The sequence below is a fragment of the Pseudomonas sp. 1L-B-1-E-C1 genome (genome assembly GCF_057291835.1).
The window spans coordinates 111594-132168 of sequence record NZ_JBXAWN010000004.1 but is presented as its reverse complement, the minus strand read 5'-3'; the positions used below and the strand labels follow the sequence as shown (position 1 = coordinate 132168).

Annotated in this window: 17 protein-coding genes; 12 read left to right on the top strand and 5 right to left on the bottom strand. The window is 59.9% G+C overall.

Annotation, left to right across the window (positions count from 1 at the left end):
• The first annotated feature begins 222 nt into the window (after nt 1-222).
• The 7 genes from AC0Z4S_RS08860 to AC0Z4S_RS08830 all read left to right on the top strand — a co-directional run bounded on the left by AC0Z4S_RS08860 (nt 223) and on the right by AC0Z4S_RS08830 (nt 9066).
• Nucleotides 223-1821, top strand: coding sequence for an ABC transporter substrate-binding protein (locus tag AC0Z4S_RS08860; RefSeq protein ID WP_485622704.1), 1599 nt, complete (start codon nt 223-225; stop codon nt 1819-1821).
• A 176-nt stretch (nt 1822-1997) separates the two neighbouring features.
• Nucleotides 1998-3413: an OprD family porin gene (locus AC0Z4S_RS08855; RefSeq protein WP_253498995.1), complete on the top strand. Its 1416-nt coding sequence runs from the start codon at nt 1998-2000 to the stop codon at nt 3411-3413.
• A 76-nt stretch (nt 3414-3489) separates the two neighbouring features.
• Nucleotides 3490-5085 carry an ABC transporter substrate-binding protein gene (locus tag AC0Z4S_RS08850; RefSeq protein ID WP_471879885.1) on the top strand — a complete coding sequence of 532 codons (1596 nt, stop codon included), beginning with the start codon at nt 3490-3492 and terminating at the stop codon, nt 5083-5085.
• A 73-nt stretch (nt 5086-5158) separates the two neighbouring features.
• The gene (locus AC0Z4S_RS08845; RefSeq protein ID WP_007917620.1) at nt 5159-6169 is read left to right on the top strand and encodes an ABC transporter permease subunit; all 1011 of its coding nucleotides are present in this window, start codon (nt 5159-5161) and stop codon (nt 6167-6169) included.
• 11 nt (nt 6170-6180) lie between these two features.
• Nucleotides 6181-7107 (top strand): ABC transporter permease subunit, encoded by a 927-nt coding sequence (locus tag AC0Z4S_RS08840; RefSeq protein ID WP_016771721.1) that lies wholly within the window; start codon nt 6181-6183, stop codon nt 7105-7107.
• Between the two features lie 10 nt (nt 7108-7117).
• A complete protein-coding gene (locus AC0Z4S_RS08835) occupies nt 7118-8086 on the top strand; it encodes an ABC transporter ATP-binding protein (protein WP_039759474.1) in 969 nt (322 codons plus the stop codon).
• Nucleotides 8086-9066: a peptide ABC transporter ATP-binding protein gene (locus tag AC0Z4S_RS08830; RefSeq protein WP_329515818.1), complete on the top strand. Its 981-nt coding sequence runs from the start codon at nt 8086-8088 to the stop codon at nt 9064-9066. The genes AC0Z4S_RS08835 and AC0Z4S_RS08830 overlap by 1 nt, the downstream gene beginning before the upstream one ends.
• A 203-nt stretch (nt 9067-9269) precedes the next feature.
• Here AC0Z4S_RS08830 and AC0Z4S_RS08825 read toward each other — a convergent pair whose 3' ends face one another.
• The 3 genes from AC0Z4S_RS08825 to AC0Z4S_RS08815 all read right to left on the bottom strand — a co-directional run bounded on the left by AC0Z4S_RS08825 (nt 9270) and on the right by AC0Z4S_RS08815 (nt 13205).
• Nucleotides 9270-9533: a hypothetical protein gene (locus AC0Z4S_RS08825; RefSeq protein ID WP_485622703.1), complete on the bottom strand. Its 264-nt coding sequence runs from the start codon at nt 9531-9533 to the stop codon at nt 9270-9272.
• Nucleotides 9534-9692: 159 nt separating this feature from the next.
• Nucleotides 9693-10874 carry an MFS transporter gene (locus AC0Z4S_RS08820; RefSeq protein WP_485622702.1) on the bottom strand — a complete coding sequence of 394 codons (1182 nt, stop codon included), beginning with the start codon at nt 10872-10874 and terminating at the stop codon, nt 9693-9695.
• Between the two features lie 747 nt (nt 10875-11621).
• Complete coding sequence (locus tag AC0Z4S_RS08815) at nt 11622-13205, bottom strand: peptide chain release factor 3 (RefSeq protein ID WP_016771727.1); 1584 nt, start codon at nt 13203-13205, stop codon at nt 11622-11624.
• 449 nt (nt 13206-13654) lie between these two features.
• On the opposite strand from AC0Z4S_RS08815, the gene AC0Z4S_RS08810 reads away from it, so the two are divergent.
• The 5 genes from AC0Z4S_RS08810 to AC0Z4S_RS08790 all read left to right on the top strand — a co-directional run bounded on the left by AC0Z4S_RS08810 (nt 13655) and on the right by AC0Z4S_RS08790 (nt 18899).
• A complete protein-coding gene (locus AC0Z4S_RS08810) occupies nt 13655-14344 on the top strand; it encodes an ABC transporter permease (RefSeq protein WP_166554532.1) in 690 nt (229 codons plus the stop codon).
• Nucleotides 14345-14364: 20 nt separating this feature from the next.
• Complete coding sequence (locus AC0Z4S_RS08805; protein ID WP_485622701.1) at nt 14365-15258, top strand: glycine betaine ABC transporter substrate-binding protein; 894 nt, start codon at nt 14365-14367, stop codon at nt 15256-15258.
• A gap of 13 nt (nt 15259-15271) precedes the next feature.
• Nucleotides 15272-15925, top strand: a complete 654-nt coding sequence (locus tag AC0Z4S_RS08800; RefSeq protein ID WP_485622700.1) for an ABC transporter permease — start codon at nt 15272-15274, stop codon at nt 15923-15925.
• Nucleotides 15922-17079 (top strand): osmoprotectant ABC transporter ATP-binding protein OsmV, encoded by a 1158-nt coding sequence (locus AC0Z4S_RS08795; protein ID WP_039759487.1) that lies wholly within the window; start codon nt 15922-15924, stop codon nt 17077-17079. The genes AC0Z4S_RS08800 and AC0Z4S_RS08795 overlap by 4 nt, the downstream gene beginning before the upstream one ends.
• Before the next feature lie 656 nt (nt 17080-17735).
• Entirely contained in the window at nt 17736-18899 is a 1164-nt protein-coding gene (locus tag AC0Z4S_RS08790; RefSeq protein ID WP_485622699.1) for a type III PLP-dependent enzyme, read from the top strand.
• A gap of 163 nt (nt 18900-19062) precedes the next feature.
• On the opposite strand, the gene AC0Z4S_RS08785 is transcribed toward AC0Z4S_RS08790, so the two are convergent.
• Both AC0Z4S_RS08785 and AC0Z4S_RS08780 read right to left on the bottom strand, forming a co-directional pair.
• Complete coding sequence (locus AC0Z4S_RS08785) at nt 19063-19812, bottom strand: tetratricopeptide repeat protein (protein ID WP_485622698.1); 750 nt, start codon at nt 19810-19812, stop codon at nt 19063-19065.
• Nucleotides 19809-20489: a Fe2+-dependent dioxygenase gene (locus AC0Z4S_RS08780; protein ID WP_485622697.1), complete on the bottom strand. Its 681-nt coding sequence runs from the start codon at nt 20487-20489 to the stop codon at nt 19809-19811. Before AC0Z4S_RS08780 ends, AC0Z4S_RS08785 begins: the two co-directional genes overlap by 4 nt.
• Nucleotides 20490-20575 lie beyond the last annotated feature (86 nt).

Here is a 20575-nt window from a genome sequence, read left to right as displayed (position 1 = left end):
GCCGCAGATGATTGCTTCGGTATAGGTGCGTCGACTTTTCCTACGAGCATTAAGGCAATTACGTATTTACTGCCAGCAGCACGGTGCCTACCGTCGCGTACTGACCAGTGTCTGCGTGGGCCACCGGTTTTGCCGTACGTATTGGATTGAGCTCGATGTGACCAGAAAGTCCCGGGATCGGGACCGAGGCGCATTGCACAACACTAAAAAAGAGGGAGCGTCATGCGCCATACCTTGGTTTTTTCCGCACTGTTGGGCGCCGGCCTGTTGGCCGCCACGTCTGCAAGCTACGCCGCCAGCGACAGCCTGGTGTTCTGCTCGGAAGGCAGCCCGGCGGGTTTCGATACCGCGCAATACACGACGGCCACCGACAACGACGCCGCCGAGCCGCTGTACAACCGCCTGGTCGAGTTCGAAAAGGGCGCGACCAACGTCGTACCGGGTCTGGCGACCACATGGGACATTTCCGAAGATGGCCTGAAATACACCTTTCACCTGCGTGAAGGCGTGAAATTTCATACAACCCCTTACTTCAAGCCGAGCCGCGATTTCAACGCTGACGATGTCGTGTTCACGTTCAATCGCATGCTCGATGCGCAACAGCCGTTCCGTAAGGCCTACCCCACCGAGTTTCCGTACTTCAACGGGATGAGCCTGAACAAGAACATCGCCAAGGTCGAAAAGACCGGGCCGCTGACCGTGGAGTTCACGCTCAACAGCGTTGACGCCGCGTTCATCCAGAACATCGCCATGAGCTTCGCCTCGATTCTGTCCGCCGAATACGCCGACAAGCTGCTGGCCGATGGCAAGCCGAGCGACATCAACCAGAAGCCGATCGGCACCGGGCCGTTCGTGTTCAAGAGCTATCAGAAAGACTCGAACATTCGCTACACCGGCAATCCGCAGTACTGGGATCCGAGCCGGGTCAAACTGAAGAACCTGATTTTCGCGATCAACACCGACGCCTCGGTACGCGTGCAGAAGCTCAAGGCCAACGAGTGCCAGATCACCCTGCACCCGCGCCCTGCCGACGTCGAAGCGCTGAAAACCGATCCGAAGCTGCAACTGATTTCCAAGCCAGGCTTCAACCTCGGCTACATCGCCTACAACGTGCGCCATAAGCCGTTCGATCAACTGGAAGTGCGTCAGGCACTGGACATGGCGGTGAATAAACAGGGGATTCTCAACGCTGTTTATCAAGGCGCCGGTCAACTGGCCGTCAATGCCATGCCACCGACCCAGTGGTCCTACGACGAGTCCATCAAAGACGCCGCCTACAACCCGGAAAAAGCCAAAGAGCTGCTCAAGGCTGCCGGTGTGAAAGAAGGCACCGAGATCACCCTGTGGGCAATGCCGGTGCAGCGCCCGTACAACCCGAACGCCAAACTGATGGCCGAGATGCTCCAGTCCGACTGGGCCAAGATCGGTCTGAAAGTGAAAATCGTCAGCTACGAATGGGGCGAGTACATCAAGCGCACCAAGAACGGCGAGCATGACATCAGCCTGATCGGCTGGACCGGTGACAACGGGGACCCGGACAACTGGCTGGGCACGCTGTACAGCTGCGACGCGATCGGCGGCAACAACTACTCCATGTGGTGCGATCCGGCATACGACAAGCTGATCAAACAGGCCAAAGTCGTCACCGATCGCGACCAGCGCACCGAGCTTTATAAACAGGCCCAGCAATTGCTTAAACAGCAAGTGCCGATCACGCCTGTCGCCCACTCGACGGTCAACCAGCCGTTAAGCACCCGGGTCGAAGGGTTCAAAGTCAGCCCGTTCGGCCGCAACGTGTTCTCGGGTGTCAGTATCGATTAAACCAACCGATTAGCCGCAATGCTGAGGGGAGCCGTCTACTCCCCTCACGCAAGCGCTTTGCCGAAATTCGCCAATCCGGCCTTTTGCAAACGTTTGCGATGTGTGAACGAGTTCTAAACCAATAACCGGCATACCAAAAAAAGTCGGGATAAAAAGAAAGTAAAGGAGCTTCACCCATGAAACTGAGCAGCACCGCGATACTGGCCTTGGCCATCAGCAGCATCACCGCCACGGCTTATGCGGAAACCCAGAGCCAGGCATTTACGCCGGTAACGGTCAACGAGAAGAGCGCCCAGGCCGAAGCCACCGGCTTCGTCGAAGGGCAATCGATCAGCGGTTCGACCCGTAACTGGTACGCCAACGAACAACTCAAGCGTGGCGGCAAGTTCGCTTACCGCAAGAACGGCCAGTCCACCGAAACCGATCGCCGGATCAACTGGGTGCAAGGCACGATCATCAAGTACAACTCGGGCTTCACCGAAGGTACTGTCGGCTTCAGCACCGAAGTGGCTGCATACAACGCAATCGCTCTTGAGCGCGACCGCGAGAACCTCGCCGCGAACAACGGCGGCGCTCCGGGCACCCGCCCAGGCGCGGGCAACAACCGTACCCTGACCCGTGAAGGCGGTGACGCGGTAGGTCAGTGGAGCAAGCTGGGCCTGGCCAACGTCAAGGCGCGCATCTCCAACACCACCCTGACCGCCGGCCGCATGAACTTCAGCAGCCCGCAAGTCGATGTGATCGGTAACCGTCCGTTGCCATCGAGCTTCGAAGGTATCGCGATCCACAGCGAAGAGCTGAACAACCTGGCGTTCGACCTCGCGACCTTCGACCGCGTTTCGCCGCGTACCGAAGAAAGCCTGAGCAAATTCCGCTCCGAATACGGCGACATCAACGCCGAAGCCGATCACGTCAACACCGCCGGTATTTCCTACCAGCCGTTCGCCAGCCTGACCACCAGCCTGTGGGGCACTCAGGCCGAAGACCTGTGGAACCAGTACTATTTCGGCGCCACCCATGTGTTGGGCGACAGCTCGATCCTGAGCCTGACCACCGGCCTGAACTACTACAAGACGGTCGACGAAGGCAAAAAACTGCTCGGTGACATCGACAACGACACCTACTCGCTGTCGTTCGGCCTGACGCATCAGGCGCACACCGTGACCTTCTCCTATCAGGAAGTGAACGGTAACGAGTACTTCGATTACCTGCACGAAACCAACGGTATCTACCTGGCCAACTCCCTGCTCTCGGACTTCAACGGCCCGAACGAGAAATCCTTCCAGGTTTCCTACGGCATCAACATGGCCGAATACGGCGTGCCTGGCCTGAAATTCAACATCTACCAGGCACGCGGCTGGGGCATCGACGGCACTCACTACAAGGGTGGCGGCTACGATGGCGTGCAGGCGATGGACGGCGAACACCACTATGAATACGGCGTCGGTGCAGCCTATGCAGTACAAAGCGGCCCGCTCAAAGCCACGACGATTCGCGGCACCTACACCGCGCACCGTGCCAGCGAAAACCAGGCTGACGGCAGCATCAACGAGTTCCGTCTCGTGACCACCATCCCGTTCAACATTCTGTAAAAACGCAACCGGCGGCTGACTCATGATGAGTCGGCCGTTCGGTTTTCTGTCTTCAACCGATTGCAGAGGGTTATCGATGAAAATGCTTCCCCTACGTGCGGCCATCGCGGCTGCGTTGCTGAGTGTCGCTGTCGGCGCCTCGGCCAAACCCTTGGTGGTCTGCACCGAAGCCAGCCCGGAAGGCTTCGATATGGTCCAGTACACAACTGCAGTCACGGCGGACGCTGTGGCCGAAACCATCTTCAACCGGCTCGCCGATTTCAAGCCCGGCACCACCGAAGTGATCCCGGCGCTCGCCGAGTCCTGGGACATCAGCGAAGACGGCCTGAGCTACACGTTCCACCTGCGCAAAGGCGTCAAGTTTCACACCACCGAATATTTCAAGCCGACCCGCGACATGAATGCCGACGACGTGGTCTGGAGCTTCCAGCGCCAGCTGGACCCGAATCACCCGTGGCACAAACTGTCGAGCGTGGGCTTCCCGTACTTTGAAAGCATGGGCTTCAAGGAACTGCTGAAAAGCGTCGAGAAAGTCGACGACAACACGGTCAAGTTCACCCTGACCCGCCGCGAAGCGCCGTTCCTCGCCGACCTCGCCATGGCGTTCTCGTCGATCTACCCGGCCGAATACGCCGACCAGTTGCTCAAGGCCAACAAGGCCGGCGACCTCAACAACAAGCCGATCGGCACCGGTCCGTTCATCTTCCAGCGCTACGCCAAGGATGCCCAGGTACGCTTCAAGGCCAACCCGGATTATTTCCGTGGCAAGCCACCGGCCGACGCGTTGATCCTGGCGATCGCCACCGACAACAACGTGCGCCTGCAGAAGCTCAAGGCCAACGAATGTCAGGTCGCGCTGTATCCGAAACCGGATGACATTCCGAGCATCAAGAAAGACAGCAACCTGAAAGTCGACGAGCTCGACGCGATGACCGTTTCGTACGTCGCGATGAACACTCAGCACAAGTACATGAGCGACGTGCGCGTGCGCAAAGCCATCGACATCGCTTTCGACAAGGAAGCCTACGTCAACGCGCTGTTCGGCAAGGGCAACGCTTCGGTGGCGGTCAACCCGTACCCGCCGACCCTGCTCGGCTACAACCATGACCTGAAGAACCCGCCACGCGATCTCGATGCAGCGCGCAAGCTGCTCAAGGAAGCCGGGGTTCCGGAAGGCACTACGTTTACCCTGTTCACCCGTAACGGCGGCGGTCCGACCAACCCCAACCCGATGCTCGGCGCGCAGATGATGCAGGCTGACCTGGCGAAAGTCGGGATCAAGATCGACATCCGCGTGATGGAATGGGGCGAGATGCTCAAGCGCGCCAAAGCCGGCGAGCACGACATGGTCTCGGCCGGATGGGCGGGCGACAACGGCGACCCGGATAACTTCCTGACGCCTATGCTCAGTTGCGAGGCCGCCAAGAACGGCGAAAACTACGCACGCTGGTGCAACGAAAAATTCCAGGCACTGCTGGATGAAGCACGGGCTAAAGTAGATCCGGCCGAACGCGCCGCGCTCTACGAACAGGCTCAAGTGCTGTTTAATCAGGACCAGCCATGGATCAGCATGGCCCATACTCGGATGTTCACTGCAATGCGCAAAAATGTAGAGGGCTACCACATCAGCCCTCTCACCACTAATAACTTCGCCACCACCCAGGTGAAGTAGATAAGAAACGCCCGGCGTCCCTGACCTGAGGGACGCCGGACACGCCTAACCGGCTGATGAGGTACCACACAAGATGTTTAGTTTTATTGCCCGCCGACTGGGGTTGTTGATCCCCACGTTTTTCGGCATCACCTTGCTGACTTTCGCGTTGATTCGCATGATTCCGGGCGACCCCGTGGAAGTGATGATGGGCGAACGTCGGGTCGACCCCGAAATGCACGCTCAGGCAATGGAACGCCTGGGGCTGAACAAGCCGCTGTATGCCCAGTATCTGGACTACATCGGCAAATTGGCCCAGGGCGATCTCGGTGAGTCGTTGCGAACCCGTGAAAGTGTGTGGACCGAGTTCACCTCTCTTTTCCCGGCGACCCTGGAACTGTCCATGGCCGCCCTGCTGTTCGCTGGCATCCTGGGGCTCTTGGCCGGGGTGATCGCGGCACTCAAACGAGGATCGCTGTTCGACCACGGGGTGATGGGCATCTCCCTGGCGGGGTATTCGATGCCGATCTTCTGGTGGGGCCTGATCCTGATCATGTTTTTCTCGGTGAGCCTGGGCTGGACCCCGGTTTCCGGGCGCATCGACCTGCTGTATGACATCGAGCCGCGCACCGGCTTCATGCTGATCGACACGCTGCTGGCCGATGACGTCGGCGCGTTCTTCGATGCCCTGCATCACCTGATCCTGCCGGCCATCGTGCTCGGCACCATTCCGCTGGCGGTGATCGCGCGGATGACCCGTTCGTCGATGCTCGAAGTGCTGCGCGAAGATTACATCCGCACCGCCAAGGCCAAAGGCCTGTCGCCGTCGCGCGTGGTGTTCGTGCATGGTCTGCGCAACGCACTGATTCCGGTGCTGACCGTGGTCGGCCTGCAAGTCGGCACGTTGCTGGCCGGTGCGGTCCTGACCGAAACCATCTTCTCCTGGCCCGGCATCGGTAAATGGCTGATCGAAGCCATCGGCGCCCGGGACTACCCGGTGGTGCAAAACGGCATCCTGTTAATCGCCTGCCTGGTGATTCTGGTCAACTTCGTGGTGGACATCCTCTACGGCTTTGCCAACCCACGCATCCGTCATCAGCGCTGAGGTCAATACCCATGAGCACTCCAACTTCCTCAGTAGCCACCGCCACGTCCGCCGTGGATCAAAGCCTGCTGTACCCCTCGCCGTACAAAGAATTCTGGCAAGCGTTCTCGAAAAACAAGGGCGCGGTTGCCGGCCTGCTGTTCATGCTGCTGATCATTTTCTGCGCGATCTTCGCGCCGTGGGTCGCGCCGCATAACCCGAGCGAGCAATACCGTGACTTCCTGCTGACGCCACCGGCGTGGCTGGAAGGCGGGCAGATGCAGTTCCTGCTCGGCACCGACGAACTCGGCCGTGACCTGCTGTCGCGTCTGATCCAGGGCTCGCGCCTGTCGCTGCTGATCGGCTTGTCGTCGGTGGTGATGTCGCTGATTCCGGGGATCCTCCTGGGTCTGTTCGCCGGTTTCTTCCCGAAAGTGGTCGGCCCGACCATCATGCGTCTGATGGACATCATGCTGGCCCTGCCGTCGCTGCTGCTGGCCGTGGCGATCGTCGCCATCCTCGGCCCTGGCCTGATCAACACCGTGATCGCCATTGCCGTGGTTTCCCTGCCGTCCTACGTGCGTCTGACCCGTGCTGCCGTGATGGGCGAATTGAACCGCGATTACGTCACCGCCGCGCGTCTGGCCGGTGCCGGTCTGCCGCGTCTGATGTTCATCACCGTGCTGCCCAACTGCATGGCGCCGCTGATCGTGCAGGCGACCCTGAGCTTTTCTTCGGCGATTCTCGATGCCGCTGCACTGGGCTTCCTCGGCCTCGGCGTACAACCGCCAACCCCTGAGTGGGGCACCATGCTGGCTTCGGCCCGCGACTACATCGAACGCGCCTGGTGGGTGGTAAGTCTGCCTGGTCTGACCATTTTGCTCAGCGTGCTGGCAATCAACTTGATGGGCGACGGCCTGCGCGATGCGCTGGACCCGAAACTCAAGAACGCCGCCTGAGGAGATTCAAATGTCACTGCTAGAAATCAAGAATCTCAACGTCCGCTTCGGCGACAAGACCGCGACCCCGGTGGTCGACGGCCTCGACCTCAAGGTCGACAAGGGCGAAGTACTGGCCATCGTTGGCGAGTCGGGTTCGGGTAAATCCGTGACCATGATGGCGCTGATGGGCCTGATCGAGCATCCCGGCATCGTCACCGCTGACTCGCTCAGCTTCGACGGCAAGGACATGCTCAAACTGAGCAATCGTCAGCGTCGGCAGATCGTCGGCAAAGACCTGTCGATGGTCTTCCAGGACCCGATGACCGCGCTGAACCCGAGCTACACCGTCGGTTTCCAGATCGAAGAAGTGCTGCGCCTGCACCTGAAAATGTCCGGCAAGCAAGCGCGCAAGCGTGCCATCGAACTGCTGGAAAAAGTTGAAATCCCGGGCGCCGCCAGCCGTATGGACGCCTACCCGCATCAACTGTCTGGCGGTATGAGCCAGCGCGTCGCGATCGCCATGGCGATTGCCGGCGAGCCGAAACTGTTGATCGCCGACGAACCGACCACCGCGCTGGACGTGACGATTCAGGCGCAGATCATGGATCTGCTGCTGGCGTTGCAGAAAGAGCAGAATATGGGCCTGGTGCTGATCACCCACGACCTCGCCGTCGTTGCGGAAACCGCTCAGCGCGTCTGCGTGATGTACGCAGGCCAGGCCGTGGAAGTCGGCCAGGTGCCGCAACTGTTCGATATCCCGGCGCACCCGTACAGCGAAGCGCTGCTCAAGGCGATTCCCGAGCACAGCCTCGGCGCCACACGTCTGTCGACCCTGCCGGGCATCGTCCCGGGCCGCTACGACCGTCCGCAGGGTTGCCTGCTGTCGCCGCGCTGCCCTTACGTGCAGGACAACTGCCGCACCCAGCGTCCGGGCCTCGATCCGAAAGCCAACAGCCTCGCCCGCTGCTTCTACCCGCTGAATCAGGAGGTGGCGTAATGGCCGTCGTACTTACCGCCCGCGACCTGACCCGTCACTATGAGGTCTCCCGTGGCCTGTTCAAGGGCCACGCCACCGTGCGCGCGCTCAACGGCGTGTCGTTCGAACTGGAAGCCGGCAAGACTCTCGCCGTGGTGGGTGAATCGGGCTGCGGCAAATCCACCCTCGCCCGCGCCCTGACGCTGATTGAAGAGCCGTCGTCGGGCTCGCTGCAGATCGCCGGCCAGGAAGTTGCCGGCGCCGACAAGGCCGAGCGCAAGCAACTGCGCAAAGACGTGCAGATGGTGTTCCAGAGCCCGTATGCGTCGTTGAACCCACGGCAGAAAATCGGTGATCAACTGGCCGAGCCGCTGCTGATCAACACCAAGCTGTCGGCCACCGAGCGTCGCGAGAAAGTCCAGGCGATGATGAAGCAGGTCGGCTTGCGTCCCGAGCATTACCAGCGCTATCCGCACATGTTCTCCGGTGGTCAGCGCCAGCGTATCGCCCTCGCGCGGGCCATGATGCTGCAACCGAAAGTGCTGGTGGCGGACGAACCGACCTCGGCGCTGGACGTGTCGATCCAGGCCCAGGTGCTCAACCTGTTCATGGACCTGCAGCAGGAGTTCAACACCGCCTACGTGTTCATCTCGCACAACCTCGCGGTGGTGCAGCACGTGGCCGATGACGTGATGGTGATGTACCTCGGCCGCCCGGTGGAACTGGGCCCGAAGAACGACATCTACGAGCGCCCGCTGCATCCGTACACCCAAGCGCTGCTGTCGGCGACCCCGACCATTCACCCGGACCCGCACAAGCCGAAAATCAAGATCGTCGGCGAACTGCCCAACCCGCTGAACCCGCCATCAGGCTGCGCCTTCCACAAGCGCTGCCCGTACGCGACCGAGCGTTGCAGCACGGAAGAGCCGTTGTTGAGGGAACTGGATAATCGCCAGGTGGCTTGCCATTACGCCGAGCAGTTCCTCGACGGCGCGGCATAAACAAATGCCGAGACCTACGCAAAACCTGTAGGAGCTGACGAGTGCAACGAGGCTGCGATCTTTTGATTTTCAGAAGCAAGATCAAAAGATCGCAGCGTTCCGCAGCTCCTACAAGGGTTTTGCGTCGAACCCGAGTTAACCAAACCCCTTCCCCCTCGATTGCGCATCAGTCGAGGCAGAAGGGGTTTTCTTTGGCCTTCGATCTAGGTCTGGCTGTCGCCTTCGTCATCCGGATCATCGGTGTCCGGCTCGTCAGTGGTCGGGTCGTCATCATCGGCGCTGCCGCCCTGATTCATATCCCCCGGCTCCGACTCGGACTTGGCGAGCATCAGCCCGCTATGCCCGACCTGGCCGTTAAACGCCTGCGAATCGTGATCCTCACACTCGGCCCACGCCGTTGCGGTACCGAGGGACAGCATCACCATCACTTTCAACAACATCAATATCCGTAGCAATCTGCTTTTCATGGCCGACTCCATCCTGTTGCGCTAAGACATGCTTGCCGGACTGGCTCCGTGTGAAATCTAGTCGCGATCCGCCCGGCTCACCACTTAGGACGCGGCAGCTAGCGGAGAAATGCCATCGGCGGACAGATTGCTTTCGAATAAAGCCAATAACTGAAACAGCTAAGCGGCGCGCGTGGCCTGCCAGGTCAGCGGAATAGAGATCAACACCAGCAGCGCACTCATCAGCCAGACACTGTGCCCGCCATACTGGCCGTAGAGCTGACCGCTGAGTACCGGCGACAACAACGCGCTGGCGCTCCAGCTCATGAAGAACAGCCCGAAGTACTGACCGCTCTTGCCGCTCTGGGCAAAGTGCATTGCCAGTACATTCAACGGCGGCATGAACAGCGCCTCGCCCAGCGTCCAGATCAGCGTCGACAGACAGACAAAAGCCAAGCCGGAACCGAACGGCAACATCCCCAATCCACAGGCCAACAGCACACTGCCGACGAGCATCTGCCAACGCGAGCCCCAGCGTTCGACCGAGTGTGATAGCGGGATTTGCAACGCGATCACCAACAGCGCATTGAGCGCGAACTGCCAACCGATCGCTTCCGTGCTCAGGTGGTAATAATCCCGCAGATAATTGCCCAGCGTGCTGTACACCGTGTCGAATGCAATGCCGAGCACGGCCGTCGCCGCCAGCAGCCAGAGGAACGGCTTGTCCCGGTACGGCACGCTCGAGCCATCGGTGGAGTTGTCTTCAAGCACCAGCACCGGTCGCCGCCACGTCGTGCGCACGAACCACAGCAACGCCAGCATCGTCATCGCCGCACTGACAAAAAACACCCAACGAAAATCCGCCTGCGCCAACACCCCACCCGCCACCCCGGCAGCCGCCATGCCCAGATTGCGCGCCACCCGACTCAATGCTTGCGCCCGCGAGCGCTGCGCAACTTCGCAATACTCCATGATCAGCCGCTGGTGCAACGTCCGAATCGCCCCGTCGATGACACCGCTGAGCAACAGCAAACCGGCCAACCACGGCACCTGCGTCACCAGCCCCAACAGCATCAGCACCCACACCGAAACGAAAAACAGCGCCGCCGTCAGCCGCGCCGTGCGCACGTGATCACTGAGCCAGCCGCCAAGCATCGAACCAACCAGCAAGCCAGCGCCATACGCCGAGAGCAACCAGCCAACGGTTTCAATCGCCAGCCCCAGTTCCTGACGCAAGTACAACGCCATGAAGAGTTTGACCATGGCGCTGAGGCGGTTGATGAACAACAGAGCCGCGAGGACCCAGGCCATGGGGGTGAAGTAGCCGTTGGGGCGCAGGAGATGGGTCAGTCCTTTGAGCATGTAACGTCCGTTGTGGGCGAGGGTTCGCTGAACAGTAGACGGGTTGGGTTGGAATGTCGTGGGGGTGAGGTCAGGCGACGTAAAAGCAGAGTATGGCTACGACGCTGAAGGAAAATGCCTTACAGAGAAATCACCTGACCTGGATGCAACTCCGTTTTTCACGCGGCGCTGAAGATCAAAAGCCCCTCACCCTAGCCCTCTCCCGGAGGGAGAGGGGACTGACCGCGTTGTTCGCGCAAGGTACGCCGACGCGCGATACCGCGTCGAACACAGCTTTTGAAAAACCCAAAAATCGGCTCCCTCTCCCTCGGGAGAGGGCTGGGGTGAGGGGCGAATCCAATACAAGACTCAAGCCAATCGCACGCTTTTCACCACTCAATAGGCCGAGTGTCAGCTCGCCTGCTCTTGATCTTGATCCACCGGCGACGTCGGAAGGCTGAGCGGAGGGATTGATCCGGGCGTGGGAGCGCAGCGACCGTCTGGCGCAGCCAGACACAGCGGAAGGAGGTGCAGCGAAGCAAACCGGAGCCGCTGCGCCCGGATCAGTCCCGGAGCGAAGGGACCCGAGCCTGCGAGGGCCGAACGCAGGAGCAAGCCTTTTGGGTTACCTTTTTGGCGTCTGAAAAAGGTGACTCGCCGTAAGGGCGAAACCGCCAGCCGCAACACCCGCAGAAACGGATATACACCCGGCAAAAAAAAGCCCCCAAGTCTTCACCTCAGGGGCTTTCGCACAACTCAGCTCAACGCTTAATGATGCTCCCGCGTCGCGCGGAATTTCACATCCGGCCAGCGCTCTTCCATCAACGCCAGATTCACCCGCGTCGGCGCCAGATAGGTCAGATGCCCACCGCCATCCAGCGCGAGGTTCTCCACCGCCTTGTTGGAAAACTCCTCAAGCTTCTTCTTGTCGTCACACTCGATCCAGCGCGCCGAATACACAGTGATCGGCTCATACGAGCACTCGACCTTGTATTCCTCTTTCAAGCGGCTGGCGACCACATCGAACTGCAGCACACCGACGGCGCCAAGAATGATGTCGTTGCTGCGCTCCGGGAAGAACACCTGCGTCGCGCCCTCTTCTGCCAACTGCTGCAGGCCCTGACGCAACTGCTTGGATTTCAGCGGATCACGCAGACGCACGCGACGGAACAGTTCCGGGGCGAAGTGCGGAATACCGGTGAAACCGAGGACTTCGCCTTCGCTGAAGGTGTCACCGATCTGGATCGTGCCGTGGTTGTGCAGACCGATGATGTCGCCAGCGTAGGCTTCTTCGAGCTGTTCACGCTCGGAGGAGAAGAACGTCAGGGCGTCGCCGATGCGCACGTCCTTGCCGGTGCGGACGTGGCGCATCTTCATGCCTTTTTCGTACTTGCCCGAGCAGATACGCATGAAGGCGATGCGATCGCGGTGTTTCGGGTCCATGTTCGCCTGGATCTTGAAGATGAAGCCCGAGAACTTCTCTTCCACCGGCTCGACCGTTCGCTCGTTGGCCACACGGGCCAGCGGACGCGGCGCCCAATCGACGACAGCATCGAGCACGTGGTCGACACCAAAATTGCCCAGCGCAGTACCGAAGAACACCGGGGTCAGTTGGCCGTCGAGGAATTCCTGCTGGTTGAATTCGTGGCAGGCGCCCTGCACCAGTTCCAGCTGTTCGATGAAGCGCTCGTACTCGTCGCCCAGGTGCGCGCGCGCCTCGTCGGAGTCGAGTTTTTCGATGATCTTGGTTTCGGTGCGTTCGTGGCCATGACCGGCGGTGTAGACGATGATGTAGTCGTCGGCCAGGTGATACACGCCCTTGAAGTCGCGGTAGCAACCAATCGGCCAGGTGATCGGCGCAGCCTTGATCTTCAGAACGGCTTCGATTTCGTCGAGCAGTTCGATCGGGTCGCGGATGTCACGGTCGAGTTTGTTGATGAAGCTGACGATCGGCGTATCACGCAGACGGCAGACGTCCATCAGCGCAATGGTCCGTGGCTCGACACCCTTACCGCCGTCGAGAACCATCAAGGCCGAGTCCACCGCCGTCAGGGTGCGATAGGTATCTTCGGAGAAGTCTTCGTGGCCCGGGGTGTCGAGCAGGTTGATCATGTGTTCGCGATAGGGGAACTGCATGACCGACGTGGTAATGGAAATACCCCGCTGCTTCTCCATCTCCATCCAGTCGGATGTCGCATGGCGATCGGATTTGCGGGATTTCACCGTACCGGCCACTGCAATCGCCTTGCCCATCAACAGGAGCTTTTCGGTGATCGTGGTTTTACCGGCATCGGGGTGGGAAATAATGGCGAAAGTGCGGCGTTTCGCGACTTCGGCGGCCTGTTGGGTCATGGGAAATCGCCTGGCGGTGATTCAAAAAAGGGCGGCGAGTATAGCTTAAAAAGTGATCGCCGAACCACCGTCCCTCGGCCGCGCGAAACCCGCAGGAGCTGCCGCAGGCTGCGATCTTTTGATCCTGTTTTTTACCAGCAAAGTCAAAAGATCGCAGCCTTCGACAGCTCCTACAGGTGGCCAGATGGCATCTTATGTGGGAACCTTTTAAAGCTCGGAGACGTCCATCCCCTGTTACGAATTTTCGTCAGGGGCTGAAAAATCAGCAAGTTAGCCTGACGAGGCTGCGCTCATGGCTCGCTTTCACGCCGCTTGGCCGGTGCTGGAAAACGGCTACTTTTCGCGAACGCTGACTTCGGCAACCAGGAATGGTCTTGCCACGCGGAGCAGCGCTCGCCGACTACAAAAAAAGGAGTCCGCCTGTGGCTATCCGCTATGGCAAAGGGCTGATGGGAGGTGCGGTGGTGATCGCGCTCCTGGCCCTGCTGGTCCACTGGATCGGCATCAACACGATCGAACACTACCGCGACGATTTGTTGTTTTACCTGCAAGCTCATCTGATTCTCGTCCTCGCTTCCATGCTGGCCGCCCTTGTCGTGGGCATCCCCGCCGGCATCTTCCTCAGCCGCCCGAGCATGGTCGGCCGCGCCGAACGCTTCATGCAGATCTTCAATATCGGCAACACCGTGCCACCGCTTGCCGTGCTCGCGATCGCGCTGGGCATCCTCGGCATCGGCAGTGGCCCGGCAATCTTTGCGCTGTTCCTCGCCTCTCTGTTGCCGATTGTGCGCAACACCTACGAAGGCCTGAAAAATGTGCAGGGCTCGCTGAAAGAAGCCGCCGTCGGCATCGGCATGACCCCGCGCCAAGTGCTGTGGAAAGTCGAATTGCCCAACGCCGTGCCGATCATCGTCGGTGGCGTGCGTGTCGCTCTGGCCATCAACGTCGGCACCGCGCCGCTGGCGTTCCTGATCGGCGCCAACAGCCTCGGCAGCCTGATCTTCCCCGGCATCGCCCTGAACAATCAGCCGCAACTGCTGCTCGGCGCCGCGTGCACCGCGCTGCTGGCGCTGCTGCTCGATGGCGTGGTCACCCTCGCCAGCCGTCTCTGGCTGGAACGCGGTTTGCGCCCGTCTTAAGGCTCTGCGAAGGAATATTTATGAAACGACTTAGCTTGATCGTAGGCTGCCTCATGCTGTTCGCAGGAATCGCGCAAGCCGCTGAAAAACCGGTCATCCGCCTCGGTGCGCGCGTGTTCACTGAGCAGACCCTGCTCGCCGAAATCACCGCGCAATACCTGCGCAGCAAAGGTTACGACGCGCAGATCACCGGCGGACTGGGCAGCAACCTCGCCCGCAGCGCCCACGAAAGCGGCCAGTTGGACCTGCTCTGGGAATACACCGGCGTGTCGCTGGTGGCCTACAACCACGTCACGGAAAAACTCGACAGCGCGCAGTCCTACGCCCGGGTCAAAGAACTCGACGCGAAAAAAGGCCTGATCTGGCTGACGCCGTCGAAATTCAGCAACACCTACGCCCTCGCCCTCCCCAGGAAGGTGGCTGAGGAATATCCGCAGATCGGCAACATCAGCCAGCTCAACGAAGTGCTGCGCGCCGAGGCCAAGACCAATCATCTGGTGGCGCTGGATACCGAGTTCGCCAACCGCTCGGACGGTCTCGACGGCATGGTCAAGCTCTACGACATGAACCTGACCCGCAAGAACATCCGTCAGATGGACGCCGGCCTGGTCTACACCGCGCTGCGCAACGGTCAGGTGTTTGCCGGTCTGGTCTACACCACCGACGGCCGCCTCAACGCCTTCGGCCTGAAATTGCTGGAAGACGACAAGCATTACTTCCCCGACTACACCGCAGCTCCCGTAGTACGTCAGGCCACGCTGGACGCCAACCCGAAACTGGCCGAGCAACTCAAGCCGCTGGCTGAACTGTTCGATGACGAAACCATGCGCCAGCTCAATGCGCGGGTGGATGTCGATCATGAAAGCCCATCGTCCGTTGCCGCCGATTTCCTGCGTCAGCATCCACTGAATTAAGAGAGGAGAAGTCATGGAATTTCTGAACGCCTTTTCCCATCTCGACTGGCAGCAGGTGATGCACCTGACCTGGCAGCACATCACCCTGGTCGGCATCGCCGTGACCCTGGCAATTGTCATCGGCGTGCCGCTGGGCATTCTGATGACACGCTTTCCGAGCCTCGCCGGCCCCTTGCAGGCCAGCGCCACGGTGCTGCTGACCGTGCCATCGATCGCCCTGTTCGGCCTGCTGCTGCCGTTCTATTCCAAGTTCGGCCAGGGCCTTGGCCCGCTGCCGGCGATCACCGCCGTGTTCCTTTATTCGTTGCTGCCGATCATGCGCAACACCTACCTCGCCCTGACCGGCGTTGAACCGGGCATCCGCGAAGCCGCGCGCGGCATCGGCATGACCTTCGGCCAGCGCCTGCGCATGGTCGAACTGCCGATTGCGGTGCCGGTGATCCTCGCCGGTGTGCGTACCGCCGTGGTGATGAACATCGGCGTAATGACCATCGCCGCGACCATCGGCGCCGGCGGCCTCGGTGTGTTGATCCTCGCCTCCATCAGCCGCAGTGACATGTCGATGCTTATCGTCGGCGCGCAGCTGGTCAGTCTTCTGGCGATTTTCGCCGATCTCGTTTTGCAGTGGCTGCAACGCTCGCTGACTCCAAAAGGACTCCTGAAATGATCGAACTTCAAAACCTCAGCAAGACCTTCCAAAGCAACGGCAAAGATGTCAAAGCCGTGGACTCGGTAAGCCTGACCGTCAATGAAGGCGAGATCTGCGTGTTCCTCGGGCCATCGGGTTGCGGCAAAAGCACCACGCTGAAAATGATCAACCGCCTGATCAAACCGACCTCGGGCAAAATCCTCATCAACGGCGAAGACACCACCGATCTCGACGAAGTGACCCTGCGCCGCAACATCGGTTACGTGATCCAGCAGATCGGTCTGTTCCCGAACATGACCATCGAAGAGAACATCGTCGTCGTGCCGAAACTGCTCGGCTGGGACAAACAGAAATGCCACGACCGCGCTCGCGAACTGATGAGCATGATCAAGCTCGAGCCCAAGCAGTATCTGCATCGTTATCCGCGTGAATTGTCCGGTGGTCAGCAACAGCGGATCGGCGTGATCCGCGCCTTGGCCGCTGATGCTCCGCTGCTGTTGATGGACGAGCCGTTCGGCGCCGTCGACCCGATCAACCGCGAGATGATCCAGAATGAATTCTTCGAGATGCAGCGCGCGCTGAACAAGACCGTGATCATGGTCAGCCACGATATCGACGAAGCCATCAAGCTGGGCGACAAGATCGCGATCTTCCGCGCCGGCAAACTGCTGCAGATCGATCACCCGGACACGCTGCTCGCGCATCCGGCGGATGATTTCGTCAGCAACTTTGTAGGCCAGGACAGCACGCTCAAACGTCTGTTGCTGGTGAAGGCGGAAGATGCGGCGGACAACGCGCCGTCGGTGAGCCCTGAGACGCCGGTGGCCGATGCGCTGGAATTGATGGACGAGCACGACCGTCGCTATGTCGTGGTCACTTGTGCCGAGAACAAGGCACTGGGTTATGTGCGCCGTCGCGACCTGCACCGCCAGACCGGCACCTGCGCGCAATTCCTGCGTGAGTTCAACGCCACGGCGGCGTACGACGAGCACCTGCGCATCCTGCTGTCGCGCATGTACGAGTTCAATCGGGCGTGGTTGCCGGTGATGGACGCCGAACGGGTGTTCCTCGGCGAGGTGACGCAGGAGTCGATTGCGGCGTACCTGAGCTCGGGACGTTCGCGAGGGATGAAGACCAATATCGTCTCGCCGGCTGAGACCGTCGTCGCGTAAACCATCATTGCATGATTGAAATGCAATCTCCTGTAGGAGTGAGCCTGCTCGCGATGGCGCAATGACAGTCAAAAGAGATGTTGGCTGTGAAGAAGCTATCGCGAGCAGGCTCACTCCTACAGGGATCTACGTAATTTTGTTGATCTTCACTGGGTGACAAAGAATCTCAACAGCCTCTCCTGCATGAGCGTCGTCAATTCAGCTTTTTTAAGGTCCAAATCCCCCTTCAACACCCTCTCTCGACGCCAACGTCGCCGATGTTGCCGCTATCACACTTACCTGCGATCTAGCCGACAAAAGCCACGAACGTGCAGATATGTTTAACACTCGAAAATTCGCCGGGAACATCTGTCCGTCATCTCGGTCGGGTAGAAGGAGTGATGAACGCGACGCACGTCAGAAGCGTGCAAAAACGCGACATTTTTAGTTGATCTCACGCCCCTCACGCCCTAAAGTTCGCGCCGAACGTCCATGCTGGAAACGATCCATCCGGCTCAAGTACTGACGACGAGACAGCAAGGCCAAGGGATAGCGGCACATCTCTGGCCTTTTTGCTTTCGGCGACATGCCTTGGGAAGTAGGCGAACCAAAGTGGGGATACGGAGGGCGTTCATGCACCCATTGTTTTTACGAGTTTGCCCATAGGAGCACCCAGCATGTCGATCCAGGTCGAAGACTATTTCGCGCGCGCTACATTCGACAAAATGAAGGCGTTCGCCGACAAACAGGAAACCCCGTTCGTGGTGATCGACACCGCGATGATCGCCCAGGCGTACGATGACCTGCGCGCCGGTTTCGAATTCGCCAAGGTCTACTATGCGGTCAAGGCCAACCCTGCCGTCGAGATCATCGACCTGCTCAGAGACAAGGGTTCGAGCTTCGACATCGCCTCGATCTACGAGCTGGACAAGGTCATGGATCGCGGCGTCAGCCCGGACCGTATCAGCTACGGCAACACCATCAAGAAATCCAAGGACATCCGCTACTTCTTTGATAAGGGTGTGCGCCTGTTCTCCACCGACTCCGAAGCCGACCTGCGCAACATCGCCAAGGCTGCACCGGGTTCGAAAGTCTATGTACGTATTCTGACTGAAGGCTCGACCACGGCTGACTGGCCGCTGTCGCGCAAGTTCGGCTGCCAGACCGACATGGCCATGGACCTGCTGATCCTCGCCCGCGACCTCGGTCTGGTGCCGTACGGCATCTCCTTCCACGTCGGCTCGCAACAGCGCGACATCAGCGTCTGGGACGCGGCGATCGCCAAGGTCAAAGTGATCTTCGAACGCCTGAAAGAAGAAGACGGCATTCATCTGAAGCTGATCAACATGGGCGGTGGCTTCCCGGCCAACTACATCACCCGCACCAACAGCCTGGAAACCTACGCCGAAGAAATCATCCGCTTCCTGAAAGAAGACTTCGGCGATGACCTGCCGGAAATCATCCTCGAGCCGGGCCGTTCGTTGATTGCCAACGCCGGCATCCTGGTCAGCGAAGTGGTCCTGGTTGCGCGCAAATCCCGCACTGCCGTCGAGCGCTGGGTGTACACCGATGTGGGCAAGTTCTCCGGCCTGATCGAAACCATGGACGAAGCGATCAAATTCCCGATCTGGACCGAGAAGAAAGGCGAGATGGAAGAAGTCGTCATCGCTGGCCCGACCTGCGACAGCGCCGACATCATGTACGAAAACTACAAGTACGGCCTGCCGCTGAATCTGGCGATTGGTGATCGTCTGTACTGGTTGTCGACCGGTGCGTATACCACCAGCTATAGCGCGGTTGAATTCAATGGGTTTCCGCCGCTGAAGTCGTTTTACGTGTAAGGAGCAGCTGCGAGTTTTGAGCTGCAAGCTGCAAGAGAAAAGCCCATGACGTGTCATGGGCTTTTTTGTGCTTGCGGTCTCCCTGTAGGAGCTGCCGAAGGCTGCGATCTTTTGATCTGGCTTTGAAAAATCAAAGTCAAAAGATCGCAGCCTTCGGCAGCTCCTACAGGGACTGTGCGTAGCGTTGGGAATATCGGTTCGCCATGGCCTGAATTCTGGGATCCGTTGCGCTCGCCAGCGCCTGACTCGCCACCCGCAGAAAATTCAGATTCCCCCCGGCCAAGGCTTTCTCAAGCCAGTCGACCGCCTCATCAATCCGTCCTTCACCCGCCAACACCGCCGCATAACTGAACTGCCCGCGAAAATCCCCTGCCTCGGCCGAACGCCGATACCACTCGCGCGCCGCCGCCGGATCCGCCGGACACACCTGCCCTTCCTCCAGATAGCGCCCCAGCAGATTCATCGATTTGGCATGGCCCAACTCAGCCGCGCGCCGATACAACGCCAACGCCTGCCGATGATCAACCGTCACCCCGCGCCCGGTCGCCAGCAGATTGGCGAGGTTGTACATCGCCCAATCCAGCCCGGCATCTGCGGCGATCCGATAATGCTGCGCCGCCATCGAGGCATCCGTCGCACGACCCCAACCATGCTCATGGCAACGCCCGAGCATGTTGCGCGCCATCAGGTGCCCGCGATTGGCGGCGATGGCGAACCAGCGCAGCGCCAGCGCTTGATCCTGCGCGATGCCATGGCCGTCGAGCAGGATCTGCCCGAGCAGCGCCTGCGCTTCAACCTCGCCCTCGCCCGCCGCCAGCAAAATCGCCTGCGCCGCTCGAGCCGGGCTTTCTTCAAGCATCGCCGCCAACCCGGCGGCGTCGAGGACTTCCTCGCGGCGCAGGTGGAAACTCATACCTCGACCCAGCGCCGCAGCAGGTTGTGATACGTGCCGGTGAGGCGGATCAGCGAGGGGTGATCGGGAACGTCCTGAGTGAGCTGCTGAATCGCCGCGTCCATCTCGAACAACAACGCGCGCTGACTGTCCTCGCGCACCAGGCTTTGCGTCCAGAAGAACGACGCATAACGCGCGCCGCGAGTGACGGCATTGACCTTGTGCAAACTGGTGCCCGGATACAACACCATGTCGCCGGCCGGCAACTTCACTCGCTGGGTGCCGTAGGTGTCCTGAATCTCCAGCTCGCCGCCGTCGTAATCTTCCGGCTCGCTGAAAAACAGCGTCGCCGACAGATCGGTACGCACCCGCTCGATGCTGCCCTTGGGCTGGCGTACGGCATTGTCGATATGGAAATCGAAACTGCCGCCAGCCGTGTAACAGTTCACCAAGGGTGGAAAGACTTTGTGCGGCAATGCGGCGGACATGAACAGCGGATTTTTCCACAGCCGCTCGAGCATCGCCGCGCCGATTTCTTTGGCCAGCGGGTGGCCTTCGGGCAATTGCAGGTTGTGCTTGGCCTTGGCCGACTGGAAGCCAGCGGTGATCTTGCCATCGGCCCAGTCCGCCTCCTCAAGGGCCTGGCGGATGCGCTGCACTTCATCTTTTGCGAACAGCCCGGGAATGTGCAGCAGCATGGCAATGTCACCTGATGGCAAGAAGGCGGCAATGGTATTGATTCTTATTGACTGTGTAAAACCCGCAAGACGAAGGAACGGACAGA

Excerpts from the sequence above, each read along its gene's own strand:
- AC0Z4S_RS08790 (WP_485622699.1), top strand. The coding sequence starts at position 17,736 with ATGTCGATCCAGGTCGAAGACTATTTCGCGCGCGCTACATTCGACAAA.
- AC0Z4S_RS08820 (WP_485622702.1), bottom strand. The coding sequence starts at position 10,874 with ATGCTCAAAGGACTGACCCATCTCCTGCGCCCCAACGGCTACTTCACC.
- AC0Z4S_RS08810 (WP_166554532.1), top strand. The coding sequence starts at position 13,655 with ATGGGAGGTGCGGTGGTGATCGCGCTCCTGGCCCTGCTGGTCCACTGG.
- AC0Z4S_RS08815 (WP_016771727.1), bottom strand. The coding sequence starts at position 13,205 with ATGACCCAACAGGCCGCCGAAGTCGCGAAACGCCGCACTTTCGCCATT.
- AC0Z4S_RS08800 (WP_485622700.1), top strand. The coding sequence starts at position 15,272 with ATGGAATTTCTGAACGCCTTTTCCCATCTCGACTGGCAGCAGGTGATG.
- AC0Z4S_RS08830 (WP_329515818.1), top strand. The coding sequence starts at position 8,086 with ATGGCCGTCGTACTTACCGCCCGCGACCTGACCCGTCACTATGAGGTC.
- AC0Z4S_RS08840 (WP_016771721.1), top strand. The coding sequence starts at position 6,181 with ATGAGCACTCCAACTTCCTCAGTAGCCACCGCCACGTCCGCCGTGGAT.
- AC0Z4S_RS08835 (WP_039759474.1), top strand. The coding sequence starts at position 7,118 with ATGTCACTGCTAGAAATCAAGAATCTCAACGTCCGCTTCGGCGACAAG.
- AC0Z4S_RS08780 (WP_485622697.1), bottom strand. The coding sequence starts at position 20,489 with ATGCTGCTGCACATTCCCGGGCTGTTCGCAAAAGATGAAGTGCAGCGC.
- AC0Z4S_RS08845 (WP_007917620.1), top strand. The coding sequence starts at position 5,159 with ATGTTTAGTTTTATTGCCCGCCGACTGGGGTTGTTGATCCCCACGTTT.
- AC0Z4S_RS08805 (WP_485622701.1), top strand. The coding sequence starts at position 14,365 with ATGAAACGACTTAGCTTGATCGTAGGCTGCCTCATGCTGTTCGCAGGA.
- AC0Z4S_RS08860 (WP_485622704.1), top strand. The coding sequence starts at position 223 with ATGCGCCATACCTTGGTTTTTTCCGCACTGTTGGGCGCCGGCCTGTTG.
- AC0Z4S_RS08855 (WP_253498995.1), top strand. The coding sequence starts at position 1,998 with ATGAAACTGAGCAGCACCGCGATACTGGCCTTGGCCATCAGCAGCATC.
- AC0Z4S_RS08795 (WP_039759487.1), top strand. The coding sequence starts at position 15,922 with ATGATCGAACTTCAAAACCTCAGCAAGACCTTCCAAAGCAACGGCAAA.
- AC0Z4S_RS08825 (WP_485622703.1), bottom strand. The coding sequence starts at position 9,533 with ATGAAAAGCAGATTGCTACGGATATTGATGTTGTTGAAAGTGATGGTG.
- AC0Z4S_RS08850 (WP_471879885.1), top strand. The coding sequence starts at position 3,490 with ATGAAAATGCTTCCCCTACGTGCGGCCATCGCGGCTGCGTTGCTGAGT.
- AC0Z4S_RS08785 (WP_485622698.1), bottom strand. The coding sequence starts at position 19,812 with ATGAGTTTCCACCTGCGCCGCGAGGAAGTCCTCGACGCCGCCGGGTTG.